The 15377-nt window shown below is 64.7% G+C and carries 10 protein-coding genes; 1 reads left to right on the forward strand and 9 read right to left on the reverse strand.

What is annotated here, in order from left to right:
* Positions 1-71 precede the first annotated feature (71 nt).
* The 6 genes from Q0367_RS03290 to Q0367_RS03315 form a co-directional block, all read right to left on the reverse strand.
* Entirely contained in the window at positions 72-1163 is a 1092-nt protein-coding gene (locus Q0367_RS03290; protein WP_297631286.1) for a mandelate racemase/muconate lactonizing enzyme family protein, read from the reverse strand.
* A complete protein-coding gene (locus tag Q0367_RS03295) occupies positions 1160-1990 on the reverse strand; it encodes a hypothetical protein (RefSeq protein WP_297631284.1) in 831 nt (276 codons plus the stop codon). Before Q0367_RS03295 ends, Q0367_RS03290 begins: the two co-directional genes overlap by 4 nt.
* Before the next feature lie 82 nt (positions 1991-2072).
* Positions 2073-2558: a peptidylprolyl isomerase gene (locus Q0367_RS03300; protein WP_333889090.1), complete on the reverse strand. Its 486-nt coding sequence runs from the start codon at positions 2556-2558 to the stop codon at positions 2073-2075.
* Positions 2559-2812: 254 nt separating this feature from the next.
* The gene (locus Q0367_RS03305) at positions 2813-3505 is read right to left on the reverse strand and encodes an HAD family phosphatase (RefSeq protein ID WP_297631281.1); all 693 of its coding nucleotides are present in this window, start codon (positions 3503-3505) and stop codon (positions 2813-2815) included.
* Positions 3506-3517: 12 nt separating this feature from the next.
* Entirely contained in the window at positions 3518-7000 is a 3483-nt protein-coding gene (locus Q0367_RS03310) for a UvrD-helicase domain-containing protein (RefSeq protein WP_298980960.1), read from the reverse strand.
* A gap of 30 nt (positions 7001-7030) precedes the next feature.
* The gene (locus Q0367_RS03315; protein WP_298980963.1) at positions 7031-7729 is read right to left on the reverse strand and encodes a hypothetical protein; all 699 of its coding nucleotides are present in this window, start codon (positions 7727-7729) and stop codon (positions 7031-7033) included.
* A gap of 109 nt (positions 7730-7838) precedes the next feature.
* Between Q0367_RS03315 and Q0367_RS03320 the strand changes: the two genes are divergently transcribed.
* Positions 7839-8516 carry a hypothetical protein gene (locus Q0367_RS03320; RefSeq protein WP_297631274.1) on the forward strand — a complete coding sequence of 226 codons (678 nt, stop codon included), beginning with the start codon at positions 7839-7841 and terminating at the stop codon, positions 8514-8516.
* A 7-nt stretch (positions 8517-8523) separates the two neighbouring features.
* On the opposite strand, the gene Q0367_RS03325 is transcribed toward Q0367_RS03320, so the two are convergent.
* Genes Q0367_RS03325 through Q0367_RS03335 form a run of 3 tightly spaced genes read right to left on the reverse strand, consistent with a single transcriptional unit; the run spans position 8524 to position 15364 of the window.
* Complete coding sequence (locus Q0367_RS03325; protein ID WP_297631271.1) at positions 8524-12492, reverse strand: hypothetical protein; 3969 nt, start codon at positions 12490-12492, stop codon at positions 8524-8526.
* A 6-nt stretch (positions 12493-12498) separates the two neighbouring features.
* The gene (locus tag Q0367_RS03330) at positions 12499-13488 is read right to left on the reverse strand and encodes an SIR2 family protein (RefSeq protein WP_297631268.1); all 990 of its coding nucleotides are present in this window, start codon (positions 13486-13488) and stop codon (positions 12499-12501) included.
* Positions 13489-13510: 22 nt separating this feature from the next.
* Positions 13511-15364: an SUMF1/EgtB/PvdO family nonheme iron enzyme gene (locus tag Q0367_RS03335; RefSeq protein WP_297631265.1), complete on the reverse strand. Its 1854-nt coding sequence runs from the start codon at positions 15362-15364 to the stop codon at positions 13511-13513.
* Positions 15365-15377: the final 13 nt, after the last annotated feature.

A 15377-nucleotide genomic window follows, 5' to 3' on the forward strand; every position in this document is an offset into this window, starting at 1 on the left:
CCTTGTCGATCTTTTTTCTATAAATTGAATTTGAGTCAAGGTGCGCCTTACGCACCTATAAGTCTCGGGAATCAGGGTTGCACGGCCATTTCGCGCAACCGATCCGGGTCGACGCGCACGGCCAGCGCCTCCTCCACAGAAAGCCAGCCGTCGACGAGCCTCAGACGTCGGTCGGTGATCTCCTCGCGCAATTTCAAGAAAAACGACAGTTCCGAAGGATGTTCCACCTCCGCGCGCGCGGCGAAGACGGCGGCGCGCGCCGTTCCGATCGTGCTGCCCGCCTGCGAGCCCACCATCACGCCTTTGCCCGCCTTACACGCCGCCGCCGCCATCGCCAGCGACTCGGTGTAGCCGGTGCGCGGAGTCTTGATGTTCAAGATATCGAAGGTGTCCAGCTCCAGCTCGCGCTGCAGATCGCGCAGGGTGAAGGCGCTGTCGTCGGCGATGATGGGCAGAGTCTGACGGCTGCGCAGCGACGCGCGGGCGCGCACCTGTTCGATCGGCAGCGGCTCCTCACAGTAGCGCAGCCCCAGGTCGCGCAGCGCGGCCAGGCGCGCGGCTGCGTTCTCATCATCCATGGTTTCGTTGGCGTCGGCGTACAGCTCGACGCGCCCTCCGAACATCGCTTGCAGGTCGCGGATGCGCCCGACGTCCTCTTCCCAGTCGCGCCCCACCTTCACTTTGAGCACGCGCACTCCTTCGGCGACGACTCGCTCCGCTTCGGCCAACACCTCCTCGCGGTCGCCGATGCCCAGGATGTAGCTCACGCGAACTTTCGTGCGCACGGCGCCAAGCTGTTCGGCCAGCGTCCGCCCTGCGCCCTGCGCCAGCGCATCGTGGATCGCCATATCGATGGCCCCGCGCGCCGTGTGGTTGTTGCGGATCGGCGCTATGCGCGCCCAGGCCTTGTCCGCAGGTTGGCCGATCAGACGGGGCGCCAACTCCTCGCGGATGATGGCGACGATGGTGCTGGCGGTTTCGCCGTAAATGGTGGGGCGCGGAGGCGCTTCGGCGACGCCTGTGCTGCCGTCGCTCAAGGTCACGCGCACCAGCACATGACGCGCTTCGGCCAGCGAGCTTTGGCTTCCCCAGCGCAGCTCGCCGTGCATCGGCAGGCGGAAGACGGTGGTTTCAATCGCAGCGACGGTGGGGACAGGGTTCATGGCCTCTTCATGCGCAAAAGCTCTAAAATTTTCATCGCCACAGTCTGGGGCGCATCGGCCACGGTGTCGACGATTAAGGTGCGTTCAGGCGCCAGCTTCTCCAACGCCGCCCGCGTCGCCGCCGGGTCGTAGTTGCGCCGCTCCTCGACGACAATCGACAGCGCCTTGCGCAGCTCCTCCGCAGTCACCTCGCCCATGCTCACCAGATCGACGAGGATGTGCTGCTCTTCGGGCGTGAAAAGCGCCTCGGCGCCTTCGACGTCCAGCCGGGTGAATCGCTGTAGCTCATGAGGGGCGTGTGCGGAGCGCGCCGCGATCACGTCGAAGGGGTCCTGACGGCCCATCAGCCGAATCACGCGCACGACGTCCGGCGCATCCAACATGACGAAATAGGCAAGCGGCAGCGTTTGGACCGCGTAGGTGACCTCATTCTCCCCGCGCAGGCCGTCAAAGAGCAACAGTCCCGGCGTCTGCGCAACGTCGATCCAGAGGCTGCTCAGCGCCTCCGCCATGCCGCCCGGGTGGCGCTCCCGATAGGCGCGCGTGTAGGCGAAGCGCTGGCCGCGATCCGCGACGGGGCCGACCGGCTCGCCGGCCGCCCTTTGCGCTTCAGGGATGAGCAACCGATCGGTCAGTTCACGGCGGTCTGGAAGCAGACGAAAAGAGAGCCCGGCGCGACGCAGCGCCTCGAGGGTCGTGCTCTTGCCGACGCCGGTGACGCCCACCAACACCAACAGCGGACGGCTTGCAATCGGGCGCCAGGTGACGGAAGGCGGCTGGCCATACCCGACGTCGGAGCGAAGCAGTGTGAATGTAGACTCGCCCATTGAGACGAACCTTTGCGTTGAGGGTGTTGGGGCCGCTCGTCTCCTCGTGACGGACTCCAAAGGAAGCGAGCAACCCCTTGCACTATTCTTCTGTGATCACCACTTTGATCATCTTGTCGCCCTGGCGGATGGCGTTCACGACATCCATGCCGCTCACCACTTTCCCGAAGACCGTGTGTCGCCCATCTAAATGCGGCTGCGGTGAATGCGTGATGAAGAACTGGCTGCCATTGGTGTTGGGGCCCGCGTTCGCCATCGAAATGACGCCGGTCTCGTGGCGCAATGGGTTGTTCTTCACCTCGTCCTCGAAGCGATAGCCGGGGCCGCCGCGACCGGTGCCGGTCGGATCGCCGCCCTGGATGACGAAATCGGCGATGACGCGGTGAAAGGCGACGCCATCGTAAAAACCCTCGCGCGCGAGAAAAACAAAGTTGTTGACCGTCTTGGGTGCATGTTGCGGATAAAGCTCCAGCGTGATGTCCCCCCGATCGGTTTGGATCGTGGCGCGGTAGGTCTTTTTCGGATCGATTGCCATCGGAGGAGGAGCGCTCCACTGTTTCACAGTCATGATTGATAGTGTCCTTTACAAAGAGTTGCGATGCTTGTTGCGGTTGCGGCGCAAAAGCCGCGTACATCGCCGCAAACGATTCTCATTTAGTGTAACACCATTCTGTATTCCTGCAACAGAAACGCCCCTGGAAGCTTGCTTTTTGATTGTCCGCTTATCCACTTCGAATGCCGAATGGGAGAGACGAATCAGGTCTGTTGCTGGATGTCCAAATATGCGGCGCAGCTTCGCTCAAATAACCTTCAGGTGAAGCCCTATCTATCTTCCAGGAGGCTTTGAAGCTCCCTGGAAGAGGATGGCCTCAGCAGATGCGCAGCGATCTCCTCGAACGAAGTGCACACCAGGTCGGCGCCGGCTTCCGTCAACTGGGCGGCGCAGAGGCTCGTCGTCAAGCCGATAACCTGACAGCCGGCGCCCTTGCCGGCGCGCACGCCGTTGAGCGAATCCTCGATGACGACGCAGGCGCCGGTGGGCAGGCCAATCCGCTCTGCAGCGAGCAGATACGGCTCCGGAGCGGGCTTGGGTCGCGCCACATCGTCGGCGGTGACGACGGCGTCGAAGAAACGGTGGAGATCGAGCCGGTCGAAGATGAGCTGTTGATTGGCGCGCAGCGCGGAGGTCGCCAGGGCGAAGGAGCGAAAATGCGGCCGCGCCTTCTGGATGAACTCCAGCGCGCCGGGAATCGGTCTCACCTGGTCGGCGACTTCCAGGAAGGCGGCTTGTTTCTCCGCCAGCAGCTCCTCGACGCTATAGCGCCCGCCCCAATAACGGCGGTTGATATAGTCGAGCAGCGCCGCGTCCGGCGTTCCCATAAATTCCTCAAAGAGCGCGTCCGGCACGGAAACTCCGCGTCTGGCGACCGCCGCCGCCACCGCAGCGTTGTGCAGCGCCTCCGAGTCGATGATGACGCCGTCGAAATCGAACAGAATGGCTTGAAAGACAGGCATAGGTTTTCGTTTCTATTCAAAAAGGCCGAGTTGCGCCGCCTGCGCTTTGCGCGGGGCGCGCCCTTCGCGGCGTTGCAGGTCGAGCAGCGCCTCTTCGATCTCGCCGACAAAGCGCGAGCGCGGGTTTTCCATGGCGCGACCGAAGAGAAAGCGCCGTCGGGCGTGGGTGAGAATCAGCTTCTCTCTCGCGCGCGTCATGCCGACGTAAAAGAGCCGACGCTCCTCCTCCACGTTGGGCGCTTCCCCCTCACGGCGATAAGGCAGCAGATTTTCCTCACAGCCGGCCAGGAAGACCACCGGAAATTCCAGCCCCTTCGCTGCATGCAAGGTCATCAAGGCGACGCGGTCGGCGCGCGGATCGTAGCCATCCGCCTCGCGCTCAAGCGCGGCCGCCTCCAGAAATTCGCGCAGCCGCATTCCATAGCTGTATGCGCGCTGAACGATCTGCGTCCGGCGCTCCGGCTCCACGCCGAGAAAGTCGCACACGGCGCCGAGCAGCTCGCCGACCGAGGTCGTCTCCTTGCGCCGGACTAGCTCCGCCCAGAAGGCGGCCAACCGTTCGAGGCGGGGGCGCTGGCGTTCGGGCAAGGTGGAAGTCAGACCGGTCAGCGCCTTGGACAGATTCCCGCCGTCGTCGGGCGACAACTCGAACAGACGGGGCGCCAGAGCCTCTGGAGTCGCAACGTCGGCGGCCGCCAGCATCTGCTCCAGATGCACAGCGGAGCGCGGATTTTCCAGCAGCCACAGGAAGGCCAGCGCCTGGCGTGCAGCCTCTTGCGCCCAGAACGACGCCTGTCCCACCACCTGATAGGGGATGCCGGAGCGCTCGAAGGCTTCGATCAACGGTCGCGCCTGCGCGCTGAGCCGGTAAAGCACGGCGAAGTCGCCAAAATCTCGCGACGCCGGGGGCTGACCATCGGCGCGACCGCTGTCGAGCGAAAAGTAGCTCGTGCCGCCCACCATTTGCTCGATCTGGTGCACGATCGTTTCCGCTTCGGCCCTGTCGGTCGGTGCAGCGTGCACGTCGAGCCGCACGGCTTCGGCGAAGCGCGCCAGCAGCGGCAAGGCCTGGCGATCGGGGTTGTGGGCAATCACCTGAAGCGCTGCGTCGAGGATGCCTTGTTTTGAGCGGTAATTTTGCGTCAGCCGCACGACGACGGCGCCGGGAAATTCCTTCTGAAAGAGCAGAAAATAGCGGCGATCTGCGCCTCGGAAGCCATAGATGGCCTGGTCGGGATCGCCGATGGCGCAGAGGTTGGCGCCGCCCGCCGTCAGCAGACGCAACAGATGCACCTGCGCAGCGTTGACGTCCTGATACTCATCCACCGAAATCCAGCGATAGCGGGCGTGCACCGCCGCCGCCACAGCCGGGGCGGTCTCGAGCAGATGCGCAGCCAGCGCGATCAGATCGTCGAAATCGACGGCGTTGGCGCGGCGCAGCGCCGCCTGATACGCCTCGAAGGCGTGCGTCAGCGACGACGGCAACGGCTCCAGCGCATTGCGAGCAAGGCTGATGGTCGCCAGCGCATCCTCGAGCCTGCGCGCGTCCAAATCGGGGACGGCCTGCGCAAAGAGTTTTCGCCGATCTGCTTCGTCCAAAATGACGAAATTGCCTTCAAGGCCGATCGCGCCGCCGTGCTCTCGCAGCAACTGAGCGGCGAAGGCGTGGAAGGTCTTCACCGTGACGGCTGCAGCCTCCTCCGGCGTCAGCAAAGCGGCCAGCCGTTCGCGCATCTCCTGCGCCGCCTTGTTGGTGAAGGTGATCGCCAGCGCGTGCGCCGGTGCAACGCCGAGATTGCGGATCAGATGGGCGATGCGCACGGTGAGGGTGCGCGTCTTGCCCGTGCCTGGCCCGGCGACGACGAGCAGCGGCGCGTCGGTGCAGAGCACGGCGGCGCGTTGCTCGTCGTTGAGGTCGGCGAGGAGGGGAGAGTAAGAGAGCTGAAGAGGTTGAGAGGGGAGAGGTTGAGAGGGGAGAGGTTGAGAGGGGAGAGGTTGAGAGGGGAGAGGTTGAGAGGGGAGAGGTTGAGAACGAGAGGGAGAAGCCGGAGGTGTGTAAGGAGCCGGCGTTTCCTGGAGCGACGATGACGGAGAGGGCGTCGGAAGGTCCGCCGGCGCGACGGCGAAGAGGTCGGGCTGTTGTCTCGCAGTGGACGACCTTTGGGCAGGCCCGGTTCCGCCTGGAAGGGATGGCTGCGCCGTTGCGTCGTCCAGCAGCGCCAGTTGCGGCGCGTCGGCGCCGAGGGCGCGGCGGCTGAAGACGCGCACGACGCCGTACTCGCCGTCGTAGCCGGGTTCGGTCTCCACCTGTCCCCGGCGCATGCGGTCGATGCCCTGCGCCAGCGCCTCGCCGCCGGCTGCTGCGATCGCCTCAATCGGCGTCTCGCGCAGAATGGTCAGCTCCGGCCCCAGTTTGCCGAGCAATTTCCAGTACTCCTGCTGCACGCGACGCGAGGTCTCGCCCACTTCATACAGCTCGGCGAGCAGCTCCGGCAGAGGAACCAGGCTGAGGTAGGGATGCGTGCGGGCGGGGCGCCCCCCTTCGGGGCGGTCGGCGAGCCGCTCGACGCGGTGAAGCACGCCGACGGTCACCTCTTTGCCGCAGACGGGGCAGAGGCCGCCATGCGCCAGCGTCGTCTGCGGATGCCAGCGCACGCCGCACTTGCGATGGCCGTCGACATGATATTTGCCTTCTTCGGGGAAGAACTCGATCGTGCCTTGAAAGGTCGCCGGGTCGCCGCTCTTCATGGCTTCAAAGAGGGCGTCATAGGAAAGCTCGCAGTTGAAGAGCGTCGCCTCGCGCGCCAGCTTCTGCGGCGAGTGGGCGTCTGAATTAGAGACGAGCGTATAGCGGTCGAGGTTGGAGACGCGCCAGTTCATCGGCGGGTCGGAGGAAAGCCCGGTCTCCAGCGCAAAGATGTAGGGCGTCAGGTCGCCGAAACACTCCTCGACCGAATCGAAGCCGGACATCGAGCCGAGCATGGCGAACCAGGGCGTCCAGATGTGGGCGGGGATGAAATGGCAACGGGGATCGATCTCGAGCACCAGCTCCAGCAGGTCACGCGAGTCCAGCCCTAAGATCGGCCGTCCATCGGCGCGGATGTTGCCGATGCGTTCGAGCCGCGTTTGGATGCGTCCTACGGCGTCGAAGTCGGGGGCAAAGATGAGATTGTGCACCTTGCGCGTCTTGCCGTGCCGCTTGTAGATGTTGCTGATCTCGCCGCCGAGCAGGAAACGCACTTCTCCCCGGCATGCAGGTGGAACGTCTTCGGCCATGGGCGCGGCGAATTCCGCCTTGAGGCGAAACAGTCCTGGCTCGGCCGGCTCGAGCTTTTCCTGAATCTCGGCGAACCAGCCGGGATGGGCGATATCGCCCGTCGCCACCACAGTGACGCCTTTGATCTGCGCCCACTTCCAGAGATGCTCCAGCGTCAGGTCTTTGCTGGTGGCGCAGGAGTAATAAGAGTGGATGTGAAGGTCAGCGACAATGTGCATACATCAGCCTGAGATCAAAGCCGGATAAACTTATGGCGCCCGAACTTGCCTGCTGAAGACCAGCAGCCCGATGAACATGAGCGCGCCGATGAAAAATAAAAGCGCCTCTACGAGGAAAACGCCCGCCGCGCCTTCTGCATTTTGAAACAAATATTTGTGGATGATCAGGAGCACGATCAACAAACTGGCGAACCCATAAAAGTAGGCCGCCTGTCGCAAAGCTTTCGCATTCACCGCCAGAAGACACCAAAAGCCGGCGCCTGCGCATGCGACAAACAGCAAAAGGAGACCGGTGAAACTTTCCAAAGGGAGGCCGCGCCAGATCTGTTGATAACTCAGATATACATAAAAAGCAAGGCTGGCAGCCCAATAGAGTACGCCGAACAACAGCATCAAACGCTCCGCTGCGGGTCTGCCGCCGCCCCAGTTGAGCAAGCCAATGCCGGTCATGAATAGACTCCAGATCAACAATAGAGAGACGATCCAGCGGAACGTCCAAAACTCAAAGAGAATGTTGCCAAGCACGAATTGCGTCAACACAATCCCCTTGGCGCCGACGAACATTCCTCCGATGATGATGAGCGTGAGATCGATTGCAGACTGCGATTTCAGGGGTTTCACGTCGTAGACCTCATTTCGTTCGGCGGCGGTTGTGGTTTGGGGAGGCGAATCTTCCGTTCCAGGCAAATTTCTGGCCTGCATCAGGGAAAGCCCTCGACCGCATTCCATGAGCGTCTCTCTTTGCAATCTTTGCATCGAAGGGGGATTCTGTCAAACATGGCGCACCGGTGCAGAGTATGCTATGCTTAAGACGCCCGCGGAGAAAAGGAGGGATGATTTGAGAACGGTGAAGCGATGGTGGTTGTTGCTGATCGGCGTAGGGGTGACGTGGACCGCCGCCATGGTCGGCGGCGCTTCGGCATTTTCACAGCCGGACGCCTTCCCCTTGCAGCGGGCGACGCCCACGCCGGCCTTGACGTTATCGCTTCCGACACCCCTACGCATCCTCCCCCTTCCCACGATCGAACTGACGCCCGCGCGCACCGTCACGGCGACGCCTGCGCTGACGCCGACGCGCCCCCTCGCCGTCACGCCCGTGCGCACGCCGACGCCCACCCGCACCGTCCCGCCTGCAACGCCGACGCCTACACTCGTTCCGCTCACCGTCGACGAGGATGATGAAGAGGATGGTGAAGCGTTGAACATCGTCGACTTCATGGCTGCGCCGCTGCGCCTGCGTGGTCAGATTCAGCTCTCGTGGCGATACGAAGGCGAGCCGTTTGAGGGTTCGTTCTGGGTGGAGCGCTCGGTGAACGGCGGGGTTTGGCGCGCCGTTTCGGCCTGCGCCTTGCCATATGAGCCAGAGACGGATGAGCCAGAGGCGGAGCGCCACCGCTGTCTGGATACGGGGCTTGTCAGCGGCTCCACCTACGTCTATCGCATCTGCGTGGTCGAGAACGAGACCTCCTGCGTCGATCAAGCCGTTGTAGAAAGCGCGGCGGTCAAGGCGCCCTGAGCTTTCCTTATGGCGAAGTCTCTCGACATCGATCCGGCAGTTCGGGGCAGGTGGGACGGCATGGTTCATTCGGGAAAAAGCGTTCCCACTCGTCACGGTAGAGGTTGCGCCCCGCCGCAATGCAAGCGCGCTGCGCCAATTCCCCAGGCGCCAGCAGCCAGCGGCGAATTGCGCCGTCGGCGCCGGCCGTGAAGAGTGAATCCTTCGCCAAGACGACGTCGCTCACGCTCGCCGCATGGCCGCGCAACACCACCGGCGTCAACAAAGAGGACGAGAGATCCCAAAGCCGCACCGTCCGATCGGCGCTGGCCGTGTAGAGTCGAGCGCCATCCGCCCCGAACGTGAGCGCATTGATTTCGTTGACATGGGCGTTCCATCGCCGCGGCGCTCGCGCGGGCTGCTCCAGGCTCCAAAGCCAGATTCGTCCTTGCGCATCTCCCGCCGCCAGCGTCCCGCCGTCTGGACTGAAGGCGAGCGCGGTCGCTTCCGCGCTCCCTGTCATCCAGCGGATCGGGGGCGCCTCCCTGGCGTCCAAACGTTGCAAGATGACAGCGTTTGCGCTTGCATAGGCAAGCTGACTCCCATCCCGGCCGAGCTGAACGACACTCACCGGCGTCTTTTGCGTTGCGATCGTTTCGTTTTCGGCGACCTGGCTGAAATCTTCTGTGAAGCGCCACAGGTGCACTGCGCCGTCGTCGCCCGCCGTGGCGAGCAGACGTTCGTCTACGGCCAGCGCTACGCTGTTCACCCGGCCAGAATGCGCGGCCCAAGAGAGCGCGGGGGCGCCGGCGCCTTGAGTCCAAATATGAACGAACCCGCCTGCGTCGCCGGCCGCCACAACGGCGCCGTCCTTGCTCGCCGCAAGCGCGCTCAAGCTGCCCTCTTGTGCAGTGATGAATGACTCCAGCGCGGCGCCTTCGTCCATGCTCCAGGCCTGGACGAAGGGGGAACCGGCGCCGATCGAGAAGAGCCTGCGCGCATCCGGCGCCGCGGCCAGCGCATTCACCGGCCCGGCGGCGGCGACCAGCGTCTGTGGCTGTGCATGGAGGTCGTCGATGGCCCACACGCGCAGGCTGCGGTCATAGCCGGCGGTGAGAAAACCCTGCACGCCCGGCGACGTCGCCAGCAGATTGATTTCGGCCTCATGGCCTCGCAAAATCGTGGGCGCCAGGCCAAAATTAGCGTAATCCCACAGCCGCACGCTGCTGATGCGCGGCCCATCGTAGCCGACGCTCACCAGGCGGTCGCCGGCGGCGCCGGGAACGAAGGCCAGGCCGCTCAGATAGCTTTCGTGGGCGGGCGTCACGTAGCTTTGCGCCGGGTTGTTGAAGCTCCAAACGCGCATCACGCCGTTGGCGTCGCCTGTCGCCAGCCAATCGCCGTTCGAGGAAAAGTCCATGGCGGTCACGCGGGCCATGTGCCCGGGCAGAGGCTGCGCACCGCCTGGAGCAGGCGGCAAGCCGTCGACAAAGGTGAAGACGGAGACGCCGCCGGCGTCATCTCCAGAGGCCAGCCGACGGCCGTCAAGGCTGAAGACGAGCGCAGAGATCGGCGCTTCGTGGCGCGCGGCGAGAAATGACCGACCGGATTGCTCCGGCGACCACATCTGCACCGATCCGTCCGCCCCGCCGGAGGCCAACCATTCTCCCCGCGGACCGTAGGCCAGGGCGTTGACGCCGCCCTCATGGCGCCCCAGCCGCCGGAGCGTGGGCTTTCCCTCGTCAAGCCTCCACAAATAGATGACGCCGTCTGCGCCCGCCGTCGCCAGCGACGCGCCGTCCGGGCTGAAGGCGAGCGCAGCCAGCGCGTCTTCAGATGTCGGCAGCGTCGTCGGCGCGTCGAGGGCGTCGATGCGCCAGAGGCGCACGGCTCCGCCGTCGTCCGCAGCCGCCAGCCGTTTCCCATCGGGCGCGGCTGCGAGCGCCCAGGTTAAAGCGGCGCCGGGAGGCGCCAACTGCATCTGCTCCAGCCTGTCCTGGCCAAAACGCCAGAGCTGCACTGCGCCGCGTGCATCCGCCAGGGCGAACCATTGCGCATCCGGGCTAAGCACAAGCGCCACCGGATCGCCGCCGATGGTGGGCAGCGGCAGGCCCCCGACCCCGTTGAGCAGCTCGTAAATGCTCTGCTCGACGGTGTGCGAAAGGGGGCGGTCGGGCGCGGCGCCGAGACGCATGGCCTCCACGGCCAGCAGCAGCGCCTGCTGCGGATTGCCGGTGAGCAGCAGCGCCGCCTGGCTGGCCAGTTGATCGGCGCGGATGCGTCGGTTGAGCTGTTCGGCCTCGGCGCGTGCAGCTTCGGCGGCGGCGGCCTCCACCTGGGCGCGTTCGGCGGCAAGCTGCGCCCTTTCTTCGGCTTCCCTGGCGCGCTGCGCTTCCAGCGCTGCGCTGAGGGCGGCCGCCTGTTGCTGCAACGCGCTGGCGAAAGAGCGCCAGGCGAACCATGCGGTCGTCAGCGCCAGCGCAAACATGATCAACGCCGTCAGTGCGGCGGCCACGGCGATAACGCGTGCGCGCGCCGCTTCTTTGCGGCGTTTCTCTTGCTCCAGCCGCTCCTGCTCCAGCCGTTTCGCCTCGGCTTCAGCGCTGGCGGCGACGAACTCGCGCTCCAGCGCGCCGTAGCGCCGCGGGTTGCGCTCCAACGAAGCCTGCGCCTCGGCCAGAAGGCCGCCGCTGAGCAGCAGCGTCGAACTGCGTTCGTTGCGCCAGAGGTCCGCCGCCAGGATCAACGGGTCGTTGCGCCGCCAGGCCTCGTTGGCCTCCAGGATCGGCTCCACCAGGCGGTCATGGACAAGCTCCACCCAGCGCCCGCCCCCGCGCGTTTCCCCGCGCAGGAGGAAGCGACGCTCCAGCTCATAGACCACGCGGTTGGGCATGCCGCCCGTTTCGCTTTCCGACTGGTACAGGAGATTGCGCGTGCCGTCGCGCGTGATGAGGATGTGGCTGAACCAGTCGCGCAGCTCGCGCTCGCTGACCTCATCGGTGACTTGCAGCACGGCGGCCAGCGTCTGCTCATAGAAGCTGGCCAGTGCGTGATCGACGAACTCGCCCAGCCCCGCCCCGCGCCCCAGGCTTTCCACATCCTCCAGCGTGATGCTTCCGCCGGGGCGTGCGGCCAGGTTTTCCCAGAGCTGCATACAGACGACCTGGAGCTGCACCGGTTCGACGTGCTCGCCCAGCCGGGGCGCCTCCGTCGTCTCTTCGCCTCTGGCCATCTGGCGCAGGTTGTCCACCAGCTTTTCGGCCACGCCCGCCTCATACGGACGCCCCGCCGCCTCCGCAGGACTTTTCACGGCCTCCAGGGCGGCGGCGTAGCCCATATAGTTCATGCGATAGCGCACGCGCAGCCGGTTGAAGAGCAGCCTGGCGTAGGGGTCGAGCGCGGCGACGGCGTCCTCGCGCATGGAGAGGATCACCCACAGCCGCGGGTCCTCGGTCAGCGCCTGATTGAGCTGGCGGAAGAAATCCTCCCGTTTTTGCCACTGGTCGGCGTAGGTTGTGAAAAGCTCTTCAAATTGATCGATGATCAGCACCCGATCCGGCGCCTCGGTGGGCGGGAAGCGCGTCTTGAGATAGTCGGGCAGCCGCCAGGAGGCCAGGCGTTCGAGGTCGACGCGTTCGCCCTCCAGGTCGCGCAGCAGGTTGAAGATATAGATGTTGTTAATGGCGTCGACGCGCACCGACCCCGGCAAGTTGCCCCCGACGCGCGCCTTGCCCAACACCCCAAAGCCTTCGTTGCGCAGCCCATCCAGAAGGCGGGCGTTGATCAGCGAACTTTTGCCCGCGCCGGAAGGCGCATAAAAGAGCACCAGCCGCTCCGCCATCGCCAACGACAGGAGGTCGGCGCTCTCGCGTTCCCGCCCAAAGAAGAGACGACGCTCGCGCGGATTGTCTTCAAAAGGGCGTGGGCCAATGTAGGGGTTGCCTTCCACCCTGCCCTCCGACGCAGCGTCCGGAGCATTCGTTGCCTTTGCACTCATGAACGTTTATTCACCTTGCCAGGCCTGCCAGAGTTGTTTGAGAAAGCTCAGCGCATCGCCCCAGTAAATGTCGAACCGAAACTTATCCTGCGAGAGGTAGAGCTGCACGTACTCCTGAAAGCGCTCAGCGTCCAGAATGTCCGGCAGATGACGCGGGTCGAGCTGAATGGCGACGCTGCGGGGGCGCCGCGGCTGATCGCGGATGAGCTCTTGCAAGATGATGCGCATCTCCCACGACTGCATGTTGTAGCCGAGGAGGATTAGGATCGTGCTCGAGATGGCGTTGCGCACGGCGTTGGGCATCTTGCCGATCTCGCGGAAGTCGTGGATGACGTTGCCGATGAAATCAAAGTGATCTTCCTCGGAAAGCACCAGCGAGTCGGGAAACTCGTCCAATCCATGCAGGTGATAGACGAGCGGCTCATCCACCGTCGGCTGAAAATCGGGGTCAGGATGAAATTCCGGCGGGATGACGGCCTCCAGCGAAGGATGCCAGAGATAGACTTCGGTGCGCGGGCGTTTGTTCAAGTTGCGCAGGGCAGTCTCCAGCAGCAGATGAGGGCTGGTGGTCAGAAAGATCGGCATGTCGAAAGCCGCCAGCAGGTTGAGTGGGTTTTCCATGTCGCCCGGCGCCGGATAGCCAAGTCGCTCGCCGATCAGACGGGAAAAGCTGAGGCCGCGCTCGCGGCGCACCTGGTCGAGCAGCGCGCGGTTGAAGTTTGCATCCTGTTCGGCGGCTTCCAGATAGCGCTGCATGAGAAACTGAAGATACTCGGTTTTGGCGCGGTAGGCGTCGCGGTAGGTGACGCTGAGGTATTGCGCCACCAGCGCCAGCGAAGTGTCCGCCAGCGGATATTGGCTGGAGCGCGCCCATTCCGTAGAAAGCGCGCGCCGCGGAAAGAGCGTCTCCAGGATCAGCTGGTCGCTCACCACAGGCGTGCATTTCTTGCGATTGATCTGCTCTGCAATGTAATTCCACGCAATGGCGCCGGGCATCGCAACTCTCCGCAGGGCGGCTTTAGAGATCACAGGCGACGCGAAAGCCCACCGTGGGCAGTCGCGCGTCGGAATGGACAATGGTTCGAGCGCTGCACTTCAACAACGCCGGCGGGTCGTCATAAGCTCCCCCGCGACAGATCCTTAGCTCATTGGCGCGTTCGCTCTGCGCTTCCCGCGCATCGAGGCGGTACGGATAGGTGAACGTCGCCCGTCGCGCGTCCTCTCCCCACCGCGTCGTCGTCCATTCTCGCACATTGCCGGCCAGATCGCAGACTCCGTAAGGGCTGCACCCCGCCGACGAGGCGGTGACTGCGCGCGTGCGATCGCCGGCGACGTTGCACAACGCAGGCGTCGGCGGCGCTTCGCCCCAGGGATAGGTGCGACCATCCACCCCGCGCGCAGCTTTCTCCCATTCCGCCTCATTGGGAAGCCGATAGCGCCGCCCCGTCTGCTGCGCAAGCCAGGCGCAATAGGCGACGGCGTCATGCCAGGAGACGCCCGTCACAGGATGGTCGAGGCGATCCGCCGGCGGCGTGGTGAAGAACCAGTTGACTCCTCGGGGCCGATGTTGCGGAAAGCGTTGCGCAAAGACGGCGTACTGCTGGTTGGTGACCGGGTATTTGCCGATGGCGTAGGCGGGCAGCGCAACCTCGTGGCGGCGCCACTCCGTCGGCGCATCAACGTCCCCCATCCAGAAAGCGCCCGCCGGGATCGTCACCGTCTCCGGTTCAAACGTCAATCGCTCCGCAGGCGTTGCGACGGTCGGCGCTGCAGTTGCGCTCTCTTCCTGCGCTTTGGGCGCCAGAAGAGGCTCGGCGCTGCGGGTGAAGAGCACCGGCGTCGCCCAGTCAGGCGAGCGATGGGCATCGAAGAGCGCTTTGCGCGCTTCGGTGACGGCGGCTTCGACAGGGTAGCCATCGGTCAGGGCGCGATAGAACTCCTGCGCCAGCGCCAGCGCCCGCTCGTTGCCGATGGCGGCCTGCATCGCGATCACGATAGGAACGCCGATGCGCACCAGATGCTGCGCCGTTCCCTGAAACGCGCTGCGGTCATCGCTGCGCGCGCCTTCGCAGGCGTTGAGGAAGACCAAATGCAGCGAACGGTGGCCTTCCAGGAGCACGCCCAGCGTCTCCGCATCGACGAGAGCCGCCTGGCCTGCTTCGTCCTCCAGCACAAGCCCCGCCCGATCGCCGGCGGCGTCGAACCAGCCGTGCCCGACGAAGTGCAACAGATGGACGTTGTCGCGGCGCAGAGCGCTGCGCAGCCCGGCCAGCGTCGGCGCAGAGAGCCGCTCCACCTTCAGCGCGCCGGCCTTCACCGGCGCCGCCACCGCCTCCTGGAGGGTGCGCCATTCTCGCTCCACATCCAGCCGCGGGGTCAGGTCGGAGGGATCGGCAAGCACGCACAGGAGATGCAACGGCGGCTCAACGGCGAGGCGCGGCTCTGCTTCGCCGAGCGCCAGATAGCGCACGATGGGCGTGCGGTTTGAGAGCGCCAGATGACGCTCCAGCGTAGGAGAGTAGACAAGCTCCCAGGGCAACGAGGCAAGCGCCGGTGCGTCGGTCAGATTGAGGCGGATGCGCAGGTTGCGCCCTTCGCGTTGGGCGGCGTCCAGGCTGCGACGCAGGCAAGTTTCAACCTCGCCGCAAAAGAGCGCCGCATAGAGTGCGCTCCCCCACCGCTTCGCCTGGTCTCCGTCCATCCGCTCCGCCTTCAGCCCTGCGGCGACCTCGGCGGCGATGGCCTCAAGCTCTGGCGTCAGCGCGCATGTCGCCTGCGCCTGTCCGGCCGGCGAACCGATGACGCGGATGCGATAGATTGTTTCTGAAAGCGGGTCGGCGAGAAGGTCGAAGTTTGTGTAGGCCAGAGACATGGAAACCGTTGTT

Source organism: uncultured Caldilinea sp. (assembly GCF_937128415.1).
In the GTDB taxonomy this organism is placed as follows: Bacteria; Chloroflexota; Anaerolineae; order Caldilineales; family Caldilineaceae; genus Caldilinea.